Origin of the sequence: Nosocomiicoccus massiliensis (assembly GCF_000438455.1) — a bacterium.
GTDB classification, from domain to species: Bacteria; Bacillota; Bacilli; order Staphylococcales; family Salinicoccaceae; genus Nosocomiicoccus; species Nosocomiicoccus massiliensis.
Window position 1 is genome coordinate 1 of the sequence record NZ_CAVG010000017.1, and the last position, 20,446, is coordinate 20,446.

Annotated in this window: 19 protein-coding genes, 3 tRNA genes and 1 pseudogene; 19 read left to right on the forward strand and 4 right to left on the reverse strand. The window is 39.3% G+C overall.

Annotated features, from left to right (window positions below):
- The first annotated feature begins 209 nt into the window (after window positions 1-209).
- Window positions 210-1,145, forward strand: a complete 936-nt coding sequence (gene cysK, locus TJ68_RS00670; protein ID WP_040928198.1) for a cysteine synthase A — start codon at window positions 210-212, stop codon at window positions 1,143-1,145.
- Between the two features lie 55 nt (window positions 1,146-1,200).
- On the opposite strand, the gene TJ68_RS00675 is transcribed toward cysK, so the two are convergent.
- On the reverse strand, window positions 1,201-2,214 hold the full coding sequence (locus TJ68_RS00675) for a zinc-binding alcohol dehydrogenase family protein (RefSeq protein WP_040928199.1): 1,014 nt from the start codon (window positions 2,212-2,214) through the stop codon (window positions 1,201-1,203).
- A 138-nt stretch (window positions 2,215-2,352) separates the two neighbouring features.
- On the opposite strand from TJ68_RS00675, the gene folP reads away from it, so the two are divergent.
- The 8 genes from folP to TJ68_RS00715 all read left to right on the forward strand — a co-directional run bounded on the left by folP (window position 2,353) and on the right by TJ68_RS00715 (window position 6,852).
- A complete protein-coding gene (gene folP, locus TJ68_RS00680) occupies window positions 2,353-3,141 on the forward strand; it encodes a dihydropteroate synthase (RefSeq protein ID WP_040928200.1) in 789 nt (262 codons plus the stop codon).
- The gene (gene folB / locus TJ68_RS00685) at window positions 3,142-3,504 is read left to right on the forward strand and encodes a dihydroneopterin aldolase (protein ID WP_040928201.1); all 363 of its coding nucleotides are present in this window, start codon (window positions 3,142-3,144) and stop codon (window positions 3,502-3,504) included. It abuts the gene before it with no gap.
- Window positions 3,504-3,980 (forward strand): 2-amino-4-hydroxy-6-hydroxymethyldihydropteridine diphosphokinase, encoded by a 477-nt coding sequence (gene folK, locus TJ68_RS00690; RefSeq protein WP_040928202.1) that lies wholly within the window; start codon window positions 3,504-3,506, stop codon window positions 3,978-3,980. Before folB ends, folK begins: the two co-directional genes overlap by 1 nt.
- On the forward strand, window positions 3,973-4,977 hold the full coding sequence (gene dusB / locus TJ68_RS00695; RefSeq protein WP_040928203.1) for a tRNA dihydrouridine synthase DusB: 1,005 nt from the start codon (window positions 3,973-3,975) through the stop codon (window positions 4,975-4,977). Before folK ends, dusB begins: the two co-directional genes overlap by 8 nt.
- Window positions 4,978-4,989: 12 nt before the next feature.
- A complete protein-coding gene (gene lysS, locus TJ68_RS00700; RefSeq protein WP_040928204.1) occupies window positions 4,990-6,483 on the forward strand; it encodes a lysine--tRNA ligase in 1,494 nt (497 codons plus the stop codon).
- Between the two features lie 109 nt (window positions 6,484-6,592).
- Window positions 6,593-6,665, forward strand: a tRNA-Val gene (locus TJ68_RS00705).
- Between the two features lie 29 nt (window positions 6,666-6,694).
- Window positions 6,695-6,766 (forward strand) — tRNA-Gly (locus TJ68_RS00710).
- A 12-nt stretch (window positions 6,767-6,778) separates the two neighbouring features.
- Window positions 6,779-6,852 (forward strand) — tRNA-Ile (locus tag TJ68_RS00715).
- Window positions 6,853-6,920: 68 nt separating this feature from the next.
- Here TJ68_RS00715 and TJ68_RS00720 read toward each other — a convergent pair.
- The gene (locus TJ68_RS00720) at window positions 6,921-8,234 is read right to left on the reverse strand and encodes a MurT ligase domain-containing protein (RefSeq protein ID WP_040928205.1); all 1,314 of its coding nucleotides are present in this window, start codon (window positions 8,232-8,234) and stop codon (window positions 6,921-6,923) included.
- 128 nt (window positions 8,235-8,362) lie between these two features.
- Between TJ68_RS00720 and rpsN the strand changes: the two are divergent.
- Window positions 8,363-8,631, forward strand: a pseudogene (rpsN, locus tag TJ68_RS00725) (30S ribosomal protein S14).
- Between the two features lie 39 nt (window positions 8,632-8,670).
- On the opposite strand, the gene TJ68_RS00730 reads toward rpsN, so the two are convergent.
- Window positions 8,671-9,126 (reverse strand): hypothetical protein, encoded by a 456-nt coding sequence (locus TJ68_RS00730; protein WP_052327229.1) that lies wholly within the window; start codon window positions 9,124-9,126, stop codon window positions 8,671-8,673.
- 63 nt (window positions 9,127-9,189) lie between these two features.
- On the reverse strand, window positions 9,190-10,404 hold the full coding sequence (locus tag TJ68_RS00735) for a NupC/NupG family nucleoside CNT transporter (protein ID WP_040928206.1): 1,215 nt from the start codon (window positions 10,402-10,404) through the stop codon (window positions 9,190-9,192).
- A gap of 180 nt (window positions 10,405-10,584) precedes the next feature.
- On the opposite strand from TJ68_RS00735, the gene TJ68_RS00740 reads away from it, so the two are divergent.
- The 9 genes from TJ68_RS00740 to gltX all read left to right on the forward strand — a co-directional run bounded on the left by TJ68_RS00740 (window position 10,585) and on the right by gltX (window position 20,140).
- Window positions 10,585-11,049 (forward strand): CtsR family transcriptional regulator, encoded by a 465-nt coding sequence (locus TJ68_RS00740; RefSeq protein ID WP_040928207.1) that lies wholly within the window; start codon window positions 10,585-10,587, stop codon window positions 11,047-11,049.
- Window positions 11,050-11,053: 4 nt separating this feature from the next.
- Complete coding sequence (locus TJ68_RS00745; protein ID WP_040928208.1) at window positions 11,054-11,554, forward strand: UvrB/UvrC motif-containing protein; 501 nt, start codon at window positions 11,054-11,056, stop codon at window positions 11,552-11,554.
- Window positions 11,526-12,542 carry a hypothetical protein gene (locus tag TJ68_RS00750; RefSeq protein WP_040928209.1) on the forward strand — a complete coding sequence of 339 codons (1,017 nt, stop codon included), beginning with the start codon at window positions 11,526-11,528 and terminating at the stop codon, window positions 12,540-12,542. The genes TJ68_RS00745 and TJ68_RS00750 overlap by 29 nt, the downstream gene beginning before the upstream one ends.
- Before the next feature lie 3 nt (window positions 12,543-12,545).
- Window positions 12,546-14,990, forward strand: a complete 2,445-nt coding sequence (locus tag TJ68_RS00755; protein ID WP_040928210.1) for an ATP-dependent Clp protease ATP-binding subunit — start codon at window positions 12,546-12,548, stop codon at window positions 14,988-14,990.
- Between the two features lie 130 nt (window positions 14,991-15,120).
- Window positions 15,121-16,491: a DNA repair protein RadA gene (gene radA, locus TJ68_RS00760; protein WP_040928211.1), complete on the forward strand. Its 1,371-nt coding sequence runs from the start codon at window positions 15,121-15,123 to the stop codon at window positions 16,489-16,491.
- 16 nt (window positions 16,492-16,507) lie between these two features.
- Window positions 16,508-17,527, forward strand: coding sequence for a PIN/TRAM domain-containing protein (locus tag TJ68_RS00765; protein WP_040928212.1), 1,020 nt, complete (start codon window positions 16,508-16,510; stop codon window positions 17,525-17,527).
- Window positions 17,527-18,201, forward strand: coding sequence for a 2-C-methyl-D-erythritol 4-phosphate cytidylyltransferase (gene ispD, locus TJ68_RS00770; RefSeq protein WP_040928213.1), 675 nt, complete (start codon window positions 17,527-17,529; stop codon window positions 18,199-18,201). Before TJ68_RS00765 ends, ispD begins: the two co-directional genes overlap by 1 nt.
- Window positions 18,198-18,683, forward strand: a complete 486-nt coding sequence (ispF, locus tag TJ68_RS00775; RefSeq protein ID WP_040928214.1) for a 2-C-methyl-D-erythritol 2,4-cyclodiphosphate synthase — start codon at window positions 18,198-18,200, stop codon at window positions 18,681-18,683. Before ispD ends, ispF begins: the two co-directional genes overlap by 4 nt.
- Window positions 18,680-20,140, forward strand: a complete 1,461-nt coding sequence (gene gltX, locus TJ68_RS00780; RefSeq protein WP_040928215.1) for a glutamate--tRNA ligase — start codon at window positions 18,680-18,682, stop codon at window positions 20,138-20,140. Before ispF ends, gltX begins: the two co-directional genes overlap by 4 nt.
- Window positions 20,141-20,446 lie beyond the last annotated feature (306 nt).

Genomic DNA, 20,446 nt, shown 5'->3' on the forward strand with positions numbered 1-20,446 from the left:
AATAAATCCGGATAACTAACAATATCCAGATATTTTTGTTAAATATAACCACGTAAAAGTGTATTATTAAACTTTATAAGATGAAAAATCCGATTCACCAGTAATTTCCAGCCAATACCACAAACAAATAAGCATCACATTTGTAATTCTAGCTTTACCGTGTTATATTCATAGTTAGTTACTATGAAATAAAAATGGGAGGACATTTTATGTCTAACAAAGTATTTAATAATATTACTGAAGCGATTGGTAATACGCCACTCGTAAAATTAAACAGATTAACAGATGATAATATGGCGGATGTTTACGTAAAACTAGAATTCATGAACCCAGGTTCATCAGTTAAGGATCGTATCGCTTTTGCGATGATTGAAGCCGCTGAAGAAGCAGGAAAATTAACAAAAGACACAACAATTGTAGAGCCAACAAGTGGGAACACTGGAATTGGTCTTGCGATGGTTGCTGCGAGTAAAGGGTACAAAGCAGTTTTAGTTATGCCTGACACGATGAGTAAAGAACGTCGTAATTTACTAAAAGCATACGGAGCAGAATTAGTGCTTACTCCAGGTGCCGAAGGGATGAAAGGCGCAATTGCTAAAGCGAATGAACTTGCAGAAAAAGATGGTTACTTCATGCCACAACAATTCGAAAACCCAGCAAACCCTAAAATCCATGAAAACACAACAGGTCCAGAACTTGTAGAACAAGCGAAAAGTGCAGGGTTTACGATCGATGCATTTATTGCGGGTGTTGGAACAGGTGGAACAGTAACTGGTGTTGGACACGTATTAAAAGAGCATAATCCAGACACAAAAGTTTACGCGTTAGAACCTGCAGATTCACCGGTATTATCAGGTGGAGAAGCAAGTCCACACAAATTACAAGGACTCGGTGCAGGATTTATACCAGACACATTAGACACAGAAGTTTACGACGGTGTCGTTACAGTAGAGAATGAAACAGCATTCGAATATGCTAGAAAATTAGCAAAAGAAGAAGGAATACTCGGAGGTATTTCATCTGGTGCAGCAGTATATGCAGCACTTGAAGAAGCGAAAAAATTAGGGAAAGGTAAAACAGTTGTAACTGTTTTACCATCAAACGGTGAAAGATATCTTTCAACACCACTATTTGATTTTGAATAATGAAGAGAAATCCCAGCAATATCAGATTGCTGGGATTTTTAAATACACTCAGACATTACTCCTCAACCTCGATCACGAGTTTTCCGTGCACTTCGTGGTTTTCTAATTTTTCGTGTGCTTTATAGATATTGTCGGCAGTCAGTCCTGTCATGACTTCTGTGACAGTCGGTTTATAAATACCTTCACTAATCAGATGACTGATTTCACGTAAATATCTGTGGTACTGATATTGATCGTCTAAATCTTGTAGTGCTCTTGTGAACATAAATTCATGTGTAAATGTAATGCTCTTTGCTTTTAATAGATTTAAATCTTGTTTTTCTGTAAATGCGACAATTGTTGCGATGTGACCGCGTGGCTTTACGAGGTCGATCATCACTTCGTAATATAAATCCGTGTCGAATGTACAAAATACGTAATCGACGTTTTCGATATGATGCGCTTTAAATTCATCGCGTAAATCATTTTTATGGTTTAATACAACGTCTGCTCCGAGTGATTTGGACCACTCGTTTGTTTCATCTTTTGAAGCAGTCGTCATGACAGTGAGGCCGTAATGTTTCGCAATTTGTGTCGCCATACTGCCAACACCGCCTGCACCGTTAATGATAAGGATGGATTTACCTTTATTGTCTTCTTTGTTCTTACTAATGTTAAACACTTCAAAGAGAGTTTCTGATGCGGTAATACTCGTTAAAGGGAATCCTACTACGTCATTAAATGACACATTTTTAGGGGCATGCGCGATATATGCTTCATGCATCACTTGGTGTGTCGCGTTCGAGCCGTCGACATCTGCGCGACCAGAGTAAAAGACGACGTCTCCTACTTTATAGGCTGTGACGTCACTCCCAGTGTCTTCTACGATACCGACTGCGTCGTATCCGAGTATTCTTGGCGGTTGTTTAATTTCAGTTTGACGTGTTTTTGTGTCGACAGGGTTCATGCCAATCGATTTTACTTTTATGAACACTTCTTTATCATTTAGCATTGGCTTTTCAAACTCTTTTCTATAAAACTTATTACCTTCACTTAACTTAAATGGTTCATCTGCAGCAATCCCATACATGTTTAACGCCTCCAATTTAATAGTTAATATATGAATACCCTTACTTATATTATAGGAAACAGCTCGGAAATTTATAAGTTAAAAAGACGATGGAAAAATGGTATAATACTTGTATTCTATGTATCGAGGATGATAACAGTGAAGCGACTACAAATTATGGGCATATTAAATGTGACACCAGATTCTTTTAGTGATGGTGGAGAATTTCATCAGCTTGACAATGCGGTCGAGCATGCAAAACAAATGGTAAAAGATGGTGCTGATATTATCGACGTCGGTGGCTATTCAACACGTCCTGGTGGATATACGCCGATTTCTATAGAAGAAGAAATACGTCGCGTCGTCCCAGTCGTTGAAGCGATTCACAAATTAAATTTAGGTGTCGATATTTCAGTCGACACGTTTCGTAGTGAAGTCGCAAAAGCGAGTATTGAAGCAGGAGCTACAATTATTAACGACCAGTGGCGTGGAACGTACGATGAAAAGATCTTAGAAGTCGTCAGCGAATATAACGTGCCGATTATTTTAATGCACAATAACGAGCATGCTAAATACGACGACGTCGTCGAAGCTATGGTTGCCGAGCTAAAAGAAAGTGTCGAACTTTGTAAGAAGTATAACATCAAAGATGAAAACATCTGGTTAGATCCAGGTGTTGGATTTGCAAAATCACGAGACGAAGATATTAAAGTGATGAAAAACTTACACAAACTCGTCGATTTAGGCTATAAAGTTCTACTCGCAACGAGTCGTAAACGAATGATTAAAGAACTTATCGAAGACGATAGAGGACCAAAAGATCGGGATGCGGGTACTGCAGCAACAACTGTTATCGGTATAAATCACGGTGTAGACGCGGTACGCGTTCACAATGTAAAAATGAACCGCGATATTAGTGACGTTTATATGAAGTTAAGAGGGAATTAAATGGATATTATAAGAGTAAATGGCATTCGACTTTATGCTTATCACGGAGTGTTACAAGCTGAAAGAGATATCGGGCAGTACTTTATCGTCGATGTGTCGCTATATACAGACTTAACAGAAGCTGGAGTTTCTGATGACGTGAACGACACGATTAACTACGCAGAAGTGTACGAAACTGTTGAAGCAATCATTCAGGGCCCACCAGTGAACTTACTCGAGCATCTAGGACATAAAATAATAGAGAAACTAACAAATGACTATCCAGTTGTGAAGAAAATCGAGGTTACAATCACAAAACCGAGTCCACCAATCGATGGCAACTACAAAGATGTGAGTGTGACGTTAAATAGAGAGGTTAAATAATGAAAGCTAAAGCGTATCTCGGACTAGGCGCAAACATTGGAGAGCGCCTTGAAAACTTAAATCGAGCGATTCAATTACTAGATAGAGGAAACGACTGTGAAGTAACGAAACAATCATCTATTTATGAAACTGCACCATACGGTAAAACAGATCAACCAGACTTTTTAAATATGGTTGTTGAAGTTGAAACAGACCTTGAACCGATCGAGTTACTAGAGTTTTGTTTATATGTAGAGAGTCAACTCGGTCGCGTACGTGAAGAAGTATGGGGACCTCGAGTGATTGATATCGATGTACTCATGTATGAAGATTTAGAAATCGACATCGATAATTTAATCGTCCCACACGAAGAAATGCATCTACGCAAGTTCGTGTTAGAACCGTTCAACGAAATCGCACCGAATGCAGTACATCCGACATTTAATAAAACTGTCAAAGAGCTGTTAGAAGAACTAAACGGTGATACGGATGTTTAAAATTGGGAATGTAGAAATCCCAAACCGCGTTGTACTTGCGCCAATGGCAGGGATTTCCAACGTCGCGTTTAGAAAGACAGTCAAAGAGTTTGGTGCTGGAATGGTATGTGCTGAAATGATCAGCGACAAAGCACTGATCACTAACAATAAACGCACGCTAAAAATGCTCGAGGTGGACGAGACAGAGCACCCAATGTCACTTCAAATATTCGGTGGTGAAAAAGACACTTTAGTTGAAGCGGCAAAATATGTCGACAAACATACGAACGCTGATATTATAGATATTAATATGGGATGCCCAGTGAATAAGGTCATCCGCTGTGAAGCGGGTGCGAGGTGGTTACTCGATCCAGATAAGATATACGAAATGGTAAGTGCTGTTGTAGAAGCGGTTGAAAAGCCTGTCACTTGTAAAATGCGTATCGGTTGGGATGAAGAACACATCTACGCAGTTGAAAATGCGAAAGCCGCTGAACGAGCGGGCGCTGCTGCAATCGCAATTCACGGACGTACACGCGTACAAATGTACGAAGGAAAAGCGAACTGGGACGTCATTCGACAAGTAAAAGAAGCGGTGAACATACCAGTAATTGGTAATGGAGACGTTACAACTCCAGAACTCGCTAAAAAGATGCTCGACGAAACAGGTGTTGATGCTGTGATGATTGGCCGTGCCGCACAAGGGAATCCTTGGATTATATACAGAACCGTTCATTATTTAGAAACTGGTGAATTACTCGATGAACCGAGTTTAGATGAGAAAATCGACGTACTCACACTACATATGGATCGTTTAATCGACTTAAAAGGTGAGAAAACTGCTATTATGGAAATGAGGAAACATGCGTCGTGGTATTTGCGAAACGTTAAAGGTGGCGGACAAGTTCGCAGGCAAATTAATACAGTGGAAACACGAAGAGATCTCATTCAACTTTTAACACAATTTAAACGAGACATGGAATTACGTGACAATAAACAAACAGAAATACTTGTATAAGGAGACATATCAATGAGTGAAGAAATTAACGACCAAATTGAAGTTCGTCTAAATAAAATGAACGAACTTCGTGAAAAAGGACTCGACCCATTTGGACAAAAATTTATTGTAGATGCTACGTCTAAAGAATTAGTCGAAAATTGGGACGAGTTTTCTAAAGAAGAATTAGCAGAAAAAGAAACAGAGTCTAAAGTGCGTATCGCAGGGCGCGTGATGACAAAACGTGGTAAAGGTAAAGCAGGATTTGCGCACATTCAAGATATCGATGGACAAATTCAAATTTACGTGCGTAAAGACCAAATTGGTGAAGACACGTTCGACGTTTGGAATCAAACAGACTTAGGTGATATCGTCGGTGTTGAAGGTGTTATGTTTAAGACAAACACAGGTGAATTATCTGTAAAAGCGACGGAGTATGTACATTTATCTAAAGCATTACGTCCATTACCAGACAAACACCACGGACTGAAAGACGTTGAAGAGCGTTATAGAAAACGTTACTTAGATTTACTGACAAACGAAGAGTCTAAAGTGCGTTTCATTTTACGTAGTAAAATCATTACCGAGATCAGAAAATATTTAGACGGTGAAGGCTTCTTAGAAGTTGAAACACCGATGATGCATGCGATCGCTGGTGGTGCGCAGGCACGTCCGTTTATTACGCACCATAATGCATTAGACGTTGATTTATATATGCGTATTGCGTTAGAGCTTCACTTAAAACGTCTCGTCGTTGGAGGGCTCGACAAAGTGTACGAAATCGGTCGTGTATTCCGTAACGAAGGGGTATCAACGCGTCATAACCCTGAGTTTACGATGCTTGAATTATACGAAGCATACGCAGACTACGAAGATATTATGGACTTAACTGAAAACTTAGTCGCACACGTAGCGAAAGAAGTACTCGGTTCTTCAGTCGTAGAATACGAAGGAGAAGAAATCGATCTTTCACCAGGTTGGCGCAGAGTCCACATGGCTGAAATTGTTAAAGAGTATACAGGTGTAGACTTCTTTGAACAAATGTCAGACGAAGAAGCACTCGCGCTTGCAAAAGAGCACGGTGTTGAAGTCGATAAATTCCATAGTACGTTTGGTCACGTATTAAACGAATTCTTTGAACAAAAAGTAGAAGAACACCTACATCAACCAACATTTGTTTACGGTCACCCAGTAGAAGTGTCACCGTTATCTAAGAAAAACCCTGAAGATGAAAGATTCACTGATCGCTTCGAGTTATTTATCGTCGGACGTGAACACGCGAACGCGTTCACAGAGTTAAATGACCCAATCGATCAACGTGAAAGATTCCAAATGCAAGTCGACGAAGCGAAAAGCGGAAACGATGAAGCACATGAAATGGATGAAGACTTCATCGAAGCATTAGAATATGGACTTCCACCAACAGGTGGTTTAGGAATAGGAATCGATCGTCTCGTAATGCTGTTAACGAACGCATCATCGATTCGCGACGTTCTATTATTCCCTTATATGAGACAAAGTAAGTAATTAGAAAACATCCACCGATAACTATCGGTGGATGTTCTCTTTATAGCTATTTATAAAAAACACTTGACGGTTATTAAAATTCATTGTAATATGTATAGTGTTGTGTCATGGAGGATTAGCTCAGTTGGGAGAGCACTTGCTCGACAAGCAAGGGGTCGGTGGTTCGAGCCCGCCATTCTCCATTTTTTTAGTTTTCAAAAGTAAATCATCTGCGGAAGTAGTTCAGTGGTAGAACACCACCTTGCCAAGGTGGGGGTCGCGGGTTCGAATCCCGTCTTCCGCTTTTTACTTTCTAGGGCCTATAGCTCAGTTGGTTAGAGCGCACGCCTGATAAGCGTGAGGTCGGTAGTTCGAATCTACCTAGGCCCATCTTTCGACAGTCGGTAACGACTGTCTTTTTTTATGCAAAAAAACCGTTCGTAATGAACGGTTTTGTGCTAAATGATTTTTTTGTCTTTTAATACTTTTCTAAACTCAAGCATTGCAGTATAACTCGCGATAATTTGAATGTTATCTGTACTCGCGTGCTTTAAATCTTCGACGATTTTTTCTAGATCGTCATATTCTTTAATTATGTGAGGGTTAAAACCTGCTTCAACTAAACGTTCCGTCATAACCTCTTTACTTATACCACCAGTTTTAATTGTCGTAATGTTTTGACTAAGTAATGATTCGAAGTTACCATCACGTAACCAACTCACATCTATCCCGTCTGCGGGGCGATTGTTTAAGAGCGCAACGAGTGTCATTGGCTCTTCAACTGCTTCGATTAGAGTTAGAACTTGGTTTAAACCGACAGGGTTTTTAACAACGTTTAAAGTTGCTGTATGACCGTATATATTAATGCGTTCTTGTCGGCCAAATACACGTTCTGTCTCAAGTAGTGCGGCTTTAATATCATCGTTATTAATATCATACTCTTTAGCGACACTATAGGCAGCAAGTGCGTTATAGACGTTGTATAAACCAGCGACAGGGATTTTAAACGTCGCATCGTCCATACGAAAAGTAGACGACTCTTCTGACAGTTTGATAATATCTGTGACTTTGTAGTCGAGTACTGGTCGCTTAAAATTACCTGATTTACAGTAATAGTTTCCTTGTCCAGAGTACGTATATGTTTTGTAAGATAGTGTGCCACCACATTTCGGGCAATAATGCTGAGATTTTGGTGGATGAACAGGTGTGTCTACACCGAAAAATTTTCGTTTGTTCGGTAACTCTACCGTATTAAATAACGGTAAATCTCCGTTTTGTAATAGTATCGCATCCGGCACTTTTTTAGCAGCATTTACGAGTAACTCATATGTTTTCGTAACGTCACCATAGCGATCTGCTTGGTCTAAAAATAGATTTGTATGGATAATGTACTTTGGATTTAAGTCTTCGACGACTTTATTTAGGGTTCCTTCATCGACTTCTAAAATAGCAAATTTCTTTTCATCTGTACGATTTTTATTGTCGATAAAAGCACCAGTTATCCCTTGAATCATATTACTACCTTGTATGTTAGACACGATCGTATTATATTTTTTCTTAAAAATATTTGTGATTAAGCGTGTCGTCAATGTCTTTCCATTAGTCCCAGTGATGATGATGACGTCATAATGTTTAGAGACGTCTTCAAGTATATTTGGAGAGATTTTAAGTGCTATTTTACCTGGGAGACTAGACCCACCACCAGTAAATGTTGTCAGGAATCGCTTCGTTACGCGACCTGTTAATAAAGCAAATGTTGTTCTAATAGACATTGAGATTTCCCCTTAAAATTAGTATGTATTATTATATCATTTTCAAATAAAATAAATAAATAAATTTGAAATTTTTAAAAGACGTGCTATAATTATAAAACGTAATAATTACGATATAGGAGGATTGTATGGCTAAAAAATCTAAAATAGCTAGAAACAACAGCGCGAAGCAACTGTAGAAAAGTATCGCGCAATTCGAGAAGAAATGAAGAAAAATAAAGACTACGAAGGTCTTAAAAAATTACCGAGAGACGCATCGCCAACACGACTCGTAAATCGTTGTGAAGTGACAGGGCGTCCGCACGGTGTACTTAGACAATTTGGAGTATCACGTATTAAATTCCGTGAACTTGCACATAAAGGCCAAATCCCTGGCGTTAAAAAATCAAGCTGGTAATCAAAAAGTCCTCTTCTTAAAGAAGAGGACTTATTTAATTTAAAATGAAATCTCGACCGTTTTTAATCCATTGATGTTTTTAATTTTAGCGACTTCTTCATCAGACGTTGGGTATAAGTATATTTCTTCTAGTTCAGAAGAAACACTTAAATATGCCTCATCGTCTTTAAAGAAGCATAAGTCTTCTGGGGAGTCCGGTAAACTCCAGTCGTATAAACTATTTGAACGTTCGAGTAGTTTATCTTTTGCTTCAGATGTTGTCTTAAAGTAATACACTTTTGCGGTGTCATCGAAAAGGTTCGTCGATGGCCATTCATGTTGTTCTAGTACTTCAATAAATGAGTCGCCAAACCATTCATTTAAATCTTGAAATGCATGTTCGTATTTTAAAATATCTGAACGCACGACGAGTTGAAACGTATCACACGTTTCAAATAAAAAGTCGAGCAATGCTTCATACGTTTTTCCCACTGGGTTTTCTGTTACTGAAATCATTTTTTCACCTCGATTAAATTTTTATATAAGAAAAAGGTATGTCTAAAGACATACCTTATCGATTTATCTTACAAAGAATCCAACGATAACTGCACTTAATACAGATACGAGTGATGCACCGTATACAAGTTTTAAACCGAATTTCGCAATAAGGTCACCAGATTTTGCGTGGATACCTTTAACAGTACCAACGATAATTCCGATCGAACCGAAGTTCGCGAACGAAACTAAGAATACTGAAACCATTGCTTGAGTACGAGGCCCAAATGTATCTTTAATTGCTTGTAAGTTTTCCATCGCAACGAATTCGTTTGTAACGAGTTTTGTTGCCATTAAAATACCAACTTCATGCGCCTCAGCAACTGGCACACCGATTAATACGGCAAGCGGCATTAAGATGTAACCAAGTATATCTTGGAACGTAAATACCGATCCAGGAATCGCTAAGAATAAGTTGTTTAAGATTGCGATAAGTGCGTTAAATGCGATCAGCATCGCTCCTACGATAACTGCGATTAAAGCACCTTGTAAAATGTAGTCACTTAAAATTTGGAAGAATGACTTGCCTTGGTCAGGGTTAGACTCTGATGCAGTATAGTTCTCTTCCTCAGGTACATCATACGGGTTAATGATATGTATGATGATGTAAACGCTGAATAAGTTCAGCACAATTGCCGTGATGACGTACTCTGGTTGTAATAACGTCATGTATGCTGCAACCATTGATAGAGAAATAGAACTCATCGCTTGTGCTGCGAGCGTATATAGACGTTGTTCACCAAGTAAAGGTACTTGGTTTTTTAGTGAAACGAATACTTCTGACTGTCCAAGGAACATCGAAGCTGCACCGTTATAAGATTCAATAAATGGCATACCAGTAATTTTTGATAAAACCCATCCTAATCCGTGGATGATTGCTGGTAAAATTTTAAAGTATTGTAAAATACCGATTAATGCAGAAACTACGATGATTGGAATTAATACGTTAAAGAAGAACACGAATTGTCCATCACCATTTGCGTCAACGAGTAACGGTCCGAAGACGAAGCTCGTACCGACACCTGCATATTCAAGTAATTTACCGAAACCATACGCAAGACCATCAACAACTTTACGTCCGCCACCTGTAGATAGAATTAAAAAGGCGAATGCGAGCTGTAGACCGAGCAGTAACAGTATCTGTTTCCACTTTCTAAATGCGAGTTTTTTATCCGAACTTGCAATCCATGCTAAGAAGAATGTGACTGCGATACCGATAATACCCCATACAATATTCATAAACACACCTCGATAAAATTTTAGACTTATTCCATTATTATAACTGCTCTATATATTGTATGTAAAGAATGTTAAGAAATTTAAAAGATGAGCTTATGCACACATAACAAGCATCCAAATTGATTAAAATAGGTCAAATAGGTTATACTATAGTCAAAGAAGGTCAAAAGAGGTGATTCTATGCGAAATATGTCGGATATTATCGAGGCTTATTTGAAACAAAAAATCGAGGAGTCTCATAACGAGCGCGTTGAAATTAAACGTGCACAAATTGCTGAGAAATTCGATTGTGTTCCGTCGCAGCTAAACTATGTTATTAAAACACGTTTTACAAACGAACTTGGTTATATCGTTGAAAGTAAACGTGGTGGCGGTGGGTACATTAGAATTACTAAAATTGAAACTCACGCTAAAGCAGACTATTTAGAACATATACTTGGGTTAATTGGAGATAGACTCTCTCAAATCAATGCGCAACATTTAATACAATCTATGTATGACCGAGAAGTGATTACATATAATGAAGCGCGTATTATGGATCGCGTTATTTTAAGAGAGACGTTATTAATAGATTTACCTGAACGAGATATATTACGCGCACACATTATGCGCAACATTATTGAAGCAATATTATACGAGGAGTGATTGCATGCAGTGTGAAAGATGTCATAAACGTGAAGCGATGATTCACGTAGCGCTCAGTCAAAACGAACATAAAAACGAACTATTTTTATGCCAAGAGTGCGCACATGAATTATTTCATCAAAGCGTTGAAGACCAAGACAACAATCACTTAAATAGTTTTATGTTACACGCACAATCCGAAATGAGAACGTGCCATCACTGTGGGTCTACATTAAAAACAATCGTCGACATGGGGCGATTCGGTTGTGAACACTGTTATGAAACATTTGGAAGTGATATTCACCAGATGATTAACCGTGTACAACATTTAAAAGATCGCCACGTCGGTAAAGTGCCGAAATCGTACGAATTATATTTAAAACAAGAAGAGAAAATCGAAAGACTCGAAGAAAAGTTAAACGCACTGATTGAAACGCAAGCGTTTGAAGAAGCTGCAGTCGTGAGAGATGAAATCAAAGCGTTAAAGGAGGGCGGTAATGGTGAAGACGAGCCCCTGGCTGAATAACAGCACACATCCACCGATTGAAATGTCGTCTCGCATTCGCCTTGCACGTAATGTCGAAGGCTTAAATTATCCACATCTCATTAAAGATAAAGAGGAGTACGCACCGATTATAGAGACGATTACAACAGACTATCCGGAGTTTAACGTCATACACATGAATGAGTTAACAGATACCGAAAAAGAACTAATGAACGAAAAGTTTTTAATCAGTAAACTGTTTAAAAATCGTGGTGTAACACTGATCGTCAGTGAAGATGAAACGACGTCGATTATGATCGGAGAAGAGGATCATATTCGTATTCAAGTTGTAAATGTCGGTCGCTCGCTTGAAGAGTTATATGAGACGGCGTCTGACATTGACGATGCGCTAGAAAAAGATTTAACGTATCAATTCGATCGTCAGTACGGATATAAGACGGCGTGTCCGACGAACGTTGGAACGGGACTGCGTGCATCTGTGATGCTTCACTTACCAGCCTTAACGAGAAATAAACGAATTAAACGTCTACGTGACGTCCTCACACGTATGGGATATACCCTTCGTGGTATATACGGAGAAGGGACAAATCCAGTTGGAGATGTTTATCAACTTTCGAACCAAGTGACACTTGGTTTAAGTGAGTTAGAGATCATCCATCACCTCGAGGAAATTAAAGAACAAATTATATTTGAAGAAACTAGAATGAGAGATTGGTTCTATCAAAATCGTGCGTTGACAGTGAGAGATACTGTATTTCGGTCATATGGATTATTAAAGTATGCAGAGCAAATGTCATTAGAAGAAGCAGCAATGCATTTAAGTCATTTAAAATATGGCGTCGACATGGGAATTTTAGAAATCGAAAATTTTGAATTTCAAACGATATTAAATCAAATACAACGTGCATTTGTTCGTCAAAGTATAGAGTCGGTAGAACCCGCATATATCGATGCAGCAGAAAATAAAGCGCGTGCCACAATTTTAAAACGGCGCTTAGGAGGTATTTAATCTATGTTATTTGGTAAATTAACTGAACGTGCACAGCGCGTATTAGCGTATGCACAAGAAGAAGCGATCCGCTTAAAACATTCAAATATAGGAACAGAACACTTATTACTTGGTCTCGTGCGAGAACAAGAAGGTATCGCAGCAAAAGTTTTACAAGCTTTTGATATTACAGAACCATTAATAGAAAAAGAAATTAGTAAATTTGTAACTGAAGGTACAGAAACACCAGTCAACCTTCAATATACACCGCGCGCAAAGCGCGTCATCGAATTATCGATGGATGAAGCACGTAAACTTCACCATAATTTCGTTGGAACAGAGCATTTATTACTCGGGTTAATTCGTGAAAGTGAAGGTATCGCAGCACGCGTTTTATCTTCTCTCGGTTTAAACATCACGCGTGCACGAGCGATGGTCATAAGAATGCTCGGTAACCCAGAGACGTATAAGTCACAAGAAGCAAAACCTGAAACAGATACCCCAACACTTGACGGGCTTGCGACAAACTTAACTAAAAAAGCAGAAGACGGTCGTTTAGATCCAGTCATCGGTCGATCAGATGAAATTACACGAGTCATCGAAGTGTTATCACGTCGTACTAAAAATAATCCGGTATTAATCGGTGAGCCTGGGGTCGGTAAAACGGCTGTCGCGGAAGGGCTTGCGCAAAAAATTGTTAAAAATGAAGTGCCGTCAACGTTAAAAGATAAACGCGTCATGATGCTCGATATGGGTACAGTCGTTGCAGGTACTAAGTACCGCGGTGAATTCGAAGAACGTATGAAAAAAGTCGTCGATGAAATTAAAAAATCAGGAAATGTAATTTTATTTATCGATGAAATGCATACGTTAATCGGAGCAGGTGGTGCGGAAGGTTCAGTAGATGCATCTAACATTTTAAAACCGTCTCTATCTAGAGGCGAAGTTCAAGTTATCGGTGCGACAACGTTAGAAGAGTATCGTAAATATATCGAAAAAGACGCAGCACTCGAACGTCGTTTCCAACCTGTAATGGTCGATGAACCGTCAGTTGAGGACACGGTTTTAATTCTAAAAGGACTGCGTGACCGTTACGAAGCGCATCATAGCGTGACAATTACTGATGAAGCACTCGAAGCAGCGGCGGTCATGTCAAACCGCTACGTTCAAGATCGATTCTTACCAGATAAAGCAATTGACTTAATCGATGAAGCATCTTCAAAAGTGCGTTTAAAATCACATATGTCACCACCAGATTTAAAAGATTTAGAAGATCAGCTAGAAAAAGTAAAACAAGAAAAAAACGCAGCTGTACAATCTCAAGAATTTGAAGCAGCAGCGAAATATCGCGATGATCAAACGAAAATTGAAGAGCAGCTTCAACAGTTAGAAAACGATTGGAAAAACGCACAATCGTCAGACAAACAAAAAGTAACGCGCGAAGACATTGAACTTGTCATTTCAAAAATGACGGGTATTCCACTGCAAAAAATCGCAGAAGAAGAGTCAGAGCGACTGTTAAACTTAGAGAAAATTCTACACGACAGAGTCATCGGTCAAAATGAAGCGGTAGAATCAATTTCTAAAGCAGTACGTCGTGCACGTGCAGGACTTAAAAATCCTGAACGCCCAATTGGTAGTTTCATCTTCTTAGGACCGACAGGTGTCGGTAAAACAGAACTTGCAAAAGCGTTGTCTGAAGCACTTTTCGGTGAAGATGACGCGATGATTCGTATCGATATGTCTGAATATATGGAAAAACATAGCGTGTCTAGACTCGTCGGTTCTCCTCCAGGATATGTTGGATATGACGACGGCGGTCAATTAACAGAGCGCGTGCGTAGAAAACCATACTCACTCGTATTATTCGATGAAATTGAAAAAGCACACCCAGACGTATTCAACATGTTACTTCAAGTGTTAGATGACGGACGTCTTACAGATTCAACAGGTCGTACAGTTGACTTTAGAAATACAGTCATTGTCATGACATCTAACGTCGGAGCGACTGAGTTACGAGACAACAAATTCGTAGGATTCGGCTCTCAAGAAGCGTCAGAAGACTACGAAACGATTCGTAATACGATGATGAAAGAACTCAAAAACACGTTTAGACCAGAATTCATAAACCGTGTTGACGATATCATCGTATTCCACAGCTTAGAAAAAGAACATCTAGAAGAAATCGTTTCTCTTATGATCAAAGACTTAAACGCGCGTCTAAAAGACCGTGACATTCAAGTTGAATTAACAGACAGCGCAGTAAAAGCACTCGTCGATGACGGGTATGACAAAGAATTTGGTGCGCGACCATTAAATAGAAGTATTCAAAAGAATATCGAAGACACGTTAAGTGAAGCGATATTAAGTGGACAAGACTTAGTAGGTAAAACGGTGTCTGTCGATTATAAAGACGACGCATTTAAAGTCGACACAGGATCGCTTGAAAAGACAACTGAAAATGCATAAATAGATGTCAAGGGTTTAGAGCTTGTTATAATGCTCTAAACCTTTTTATGTCACATGTACGGTACTTTCATAATTGTTTAGAAAATTATATAATAGTGAGTAATTAAACCGAGGAGGTTAACGTTTACAAATGGCAAAAACAAAAACAGTATTTGAATGTTTAGCATGCGGATTCGAATCTCCAAAATGGTACGGTCGATGCCCAAACTGTGGGGCATGGAACCAAATGGAAGAGTCGCTTGTACATAAAGAAACGAAAGCATCAGGACGCGGCACACTCGGTAAAGTGACGGATGAAAAAACACGTGCGACCCAGTTATCACGTGTGACGAAAAAAGAGTCGCCGCGTACAAAAACGAAGAGTGGCGAGTTTGACAGAGTACTTGGTGGTGGGATTGTCGATGGTTCTCTTATTTTAATTGGAGGAGATCCAGGGATTGGAAAGTCGACGATTTTATTACAAACGGCACTCACACTTGCGGAAGATTACGACGTATTATACGTCTCAGGTGAGGAATCTCTGGAACAAATTAAAATGCGTGCAGACCGAATTACGACAGATGCGTCGAATTTAAACGTCTACGCAGAGACGAATTTATTTTATATCCACGATGAGATCAATAAATTAAATCCAGACTTTTTAATTATCGACTCCATTCAAACAGTATTTCATCCGGATATTACAAGTGCACCAGGAAGTGTGTCACAAGTACGTGAATGTACACAGTCGATTATGAATATCGCAAAAGGTCAAAACATCGCGACGTTTATCGTCGGACACGTTACTAAAGACGGGCAGATCACCGGGCCGCGTTTACTCGAACATATGGTAGACACTGTTTTATACTTTGAAGGTGACCAACATCACACGTTTAGAATTTTACGCGCAGTAAAAAACAGATTTGGATCGACAAACGAAATGGGTATCTTTGAGATGAAGTACGATGGTCTAAAAGAAGTCTTAAATCCATCTGAAATTTTCTTAGAAGAACGTTCTAAAAATACGCCAGGATCTGCGATTGTTGCGACGATGGAAGGGACACGCGCGATGCTCGTTGAAATACAAGCTCTCGTCACGCCAACGCATTTCCATAACCCAAGACGCATGGCTACAGGGATTGACCACAATAGACTATCACTACTCATGGCAGTATTAGAAAAATCTGAAGGCCTACTCATGCAGCAACACGACGCATATATAAAAGTCGCGGGTGGCGTTAAACTCGATGAGCCAGCGGTTGACCTTGCTGTGATTATGGCAATCGCTTCGAGCTTTAAAAATATAAGCGTACGAGGCGATACGTGTTTCATCGGAGAAGTCGGTTTAACAGGTGAAATTAGACGCGTTACTAAAATCGAACAGCGCTTGCAAGAAGCGGCGAAGTTAGGGTTTAACCGAGCGATTATCCCAGCGTCAAACTTAGCTGGACTTACTCCTGTAGATATTGAGGTAGTCGGAGCAAGAACGTTAAAAGATGCAATGAAAGAAATTTACAAATAGAAAGGAAGGAAGACGAATGTTAAGAGGATTATTAACACTCGTCTACTTTCTTACCGGAGTCACACTCGGAATATGGTGTTTCCATTCGACAGACTTTCCAGTACCAAGTGCAATCCACAACGTATTTTTCTATGGTGCGATTGGCGGGGTACTATTTTTAGCTTTAACATTTTGGACGATGCCATATTTTGTGCGCGGATTAAAGAAAGTAGAGCGAAAACTATTATCTAGAAACATTACGGAAATATTCTTTGCAACAATTGGTATGCTACTTGGATTATTGTTTACTGTTTTTATTACGTTATTAACGAACATGTTAGACATACCTGTTGTCCGTGAAGTCATTCCACTCATTTCAGCAGTTGTCCTCGGTTATTTAGGGTATCAACTCGGCTTAAAAAAGACGACAGAGATCCTCGAACTATTTAACCGAGCACCTAAAAATTTAACGAAAAAACTACTTGATACGAGTGCAATTATCGATGGACGTGTGTTAGACGTTTTAAAAAGCGGATTTTTAGAAGGCGAAATTATCATTCCACAATTCGTGCTAGACGAACTACAATTAATTGCAGATTCCACCGATCATTTAAAGCGAGATAAAGGACAACACGGTCTCGACATTTTAAACGCACTTCAAAAACAATCGGACGCCGTTAAAGTAAAAACGGTCAAATACGATAAGTTAGATGTGGACCAGCAGCTCATTGAACTCGCTAAAGAAGAAAATGCCGCAATTATTACGACAGACTACAATTTAAATCGTGTAGCACAAGTCCATAAAGTGACAGTATTAAATGTGAACGAATTAACTGAAGCGGTGCAGTTAAATATTCATCAAGGTGACACGTTCGAAATTTTAATTACAAAATCAGGTAAAGAAGACAACCAAGGTGTTGGATACTTAACAGACGGCACGATGGTCGTTTTAGATTCTGGAGAATCTTATATTAACGAAACGGTACTCGTTGAAGTAACATCGATACTTCAAACCCATTCTGGGAGAATAATATTTACAAAACTTGGAGAGAAATAATGCAGTATTCAGCAGTGATTCCAGCAGCAGGGATCGGAAAACGTATGGGGCTTGGCTTTAATAAGATAAAATACGAAATTGACGGCCAATCGATCATTCATCGCACAGTCGACATATTCAATCAAGATCCAGACTGTAAAGAAATTATTATCGCAACTGGAAAAGAGGACATCGAAGAACTGAATGAAGCGTTAAAAGACGTCAAAAAAGTAAAACGCATCGTACTCGGCGGTAAAGAACGCCAACATTCGATATATAACGCGCTTTTACACGTCGATGCGGATTACGTATTTGTACATGACGCTGCACGCCCATTTTTAGACATGGTTACTTTATCACGCTTAAAGAGAGCGGTCGTGGAAAAAGAAGCGGTCATTTGTGGTGTCAAAGCAAAAAACACGATGAAGACAGTCGTCGACGGAAAAGTTGAAGCAACAATTAACCGAGAGACGACGTTCGAGGTGCACACGCCACAAGCTTTTTGTTATAATTTATTAATGGATGCACATGAATACGCACGAGAAAATGACTTATCAGTCACGGATGACGCAATGATGGTCGAGGCGTATGGACATGATGTTTTTATGGTAGATTCGTCGTATAATAACATTAAAATTACGACGGTAGAAGATTTAGTACTCGGAGAATCGATATTAAGGAGTCGAGAAAGATGAGAATCGGTCACGGTTATGATGTTCATCAGTTAAAAAAGGGACGTCCGTTAATTATCGGTGGTCTTGAAATCGAGCATGAAGAAGGATTAGACGGTCATAGTGATGCGGATGTACTCCTTCATACGATCGCAGACTCGATTTTAGGTGCACTCGCACTTGGTGATATTGGAAAGTTTTTCCCGGATAATGATCCAAAATATAAAGATATGGATTCACAAGTATTATTAAGTGAAGTCGTGTCAAAAATGACAGAAAAAGGTTACGAGGTCGGTAACGTTGACGCAGTGATTATCGCTGAGGCACCGAAGTTTCGTCCGTACATCGATGACATTCGACAAAACGTCGCGCGACTACTCGAGACGAGTATCGACAACGTAAACGTAAAAGCAACAACACATGAAAAACTCGGCGCATTAGGTCGAAAAGAAGGCATCGCGAGTGAAGCGGTGATTTTATTAAAAAAGAAAGAAGGCAAACAATGAGTAAAGTAAGAGTAAGATATGCCCCAAGTCCAACAGGTTACCTACATATCGGTAACGCAAGAAGTGCATTATTTAACTATCTATTCGCACGTCACTACGGTGGGGAGTTCATCATCCGTATTGAAGATACAGATAAAGCACGTCACGTCGACGAAGGTGAGTCTTCACAGTTAAATTATTTAAAATGGCTCGGACTCGACTGGGATGAGTCAGTCGACGTCGGTGGAGAATATGGACCGTACCGTCAATCAGAGCGTAACCATATTTATAAACCTTATATCGAAAAGTTACTCGCTGAAGACAAAGCATATCGTTGCTATATGACAGCAGAAGAGTTAGAAGAAGAACGCGAAACACAACTTAAAAATGGAAAGCAACCGATGTATAGCGGTAAACACGCGAACTTAACTAAAGAGGAAGAAGAAGCATTTATCGCAGAAGGTAGAGAGCCATCGATTCGTATTCGCGTACCAAAAGATAAATTATATACGTTCAACGACATGGTAAAAGGCGAATTATCATTTGACTCAAACGGTATTGGTGACTGGGTCATCGTTAAAAAAGACGGTACACCAACATACAACTTTGCCGTCGCGATTGACGACCATGAAATGGCAATCACACACGTATTACGTGGAGACGATCACATTTCAAACACACCACGCCAATTAATGGTTTACGAGGCACTTGAATTAGAGCCACCACAATTTGGTCATATGACGTTAATCGTAAACGAAGAACGTAAGAAATTATCAAAACGCGATAGTGGTATTTTACAGTTCATCGAAGACTATGAAGCACTTGGTTATTTACCAGAAGCATTATTTAACTTCATCGCTTTACTCGGTTGGACACCAGGTGGAGAAGAAGAACTATTCACAAAAGAAGAATTTATTGAATTATTTACAGAAGAACGTTTATCAAAATCACCAGCATTCTTTGACAAAGTAAAATTAGAATGGGTAAACAACCAGTACATGAAACAAAAAGATATCGACAAAGTATTTGAGCTTGCATTACCATTCTTAGTTGAAGCAGGTCGCGTAAAAGAAGACGCTTCAGAAGAAGAATTAGAATGGGCAAAATCACTCGTTCAGTTATACCAACCACAAATGAGTTACGCAGCTGAAATCGTCGAGTTATCTGAGCAATTCTTTAAAGAAGACGTTTCGTATGATGAAGCGGCAAAAGAAGTATTAGCTGGAGAACAAGTACCAGATTTAATGGACGCGTTAAAAGAAACATTCGCGAACTTAGAAGACTTCACAGCAGACAACATTAAAAAAGCGATCAAATCAGTGCAAAAAGAAACAGGCATCAAAGGTAAAAACTTATTCATGCCAATTCGCGTAGCGACAACAGGCGAAACAAGAGGACCAGAACTACCAAACGCATTAGAACTCCTCGGTAAAGAGACAGCACTCGCACGCATTGAAAACGTCATTCAAAGTCTTTAAGATTGAAAACAACTAAAAATCGTTATATAATTCACTTGTTGTAATCAGTATTTAAATAACGTGAAAACAGAGATTGCCTGGTCGGTGTGAAGGCAACACTATTATTTAAAGAAATGCAGAAATTTAAAAGTGAATAAAAGATAAAAATCAGAGTGGAACCGTGCAACGCACCTCTGTCCGTATTAGGGCAGAGGTGTTTTTAATTGCGACAGGCGGTAAAGTTTAATGGTGCTCGTGATCACGAGGTAAAGAACAGGTTTTTCTTCAGCAATTGGATGGTTGGCGCTTGGACGCCTGGTTGTCGCT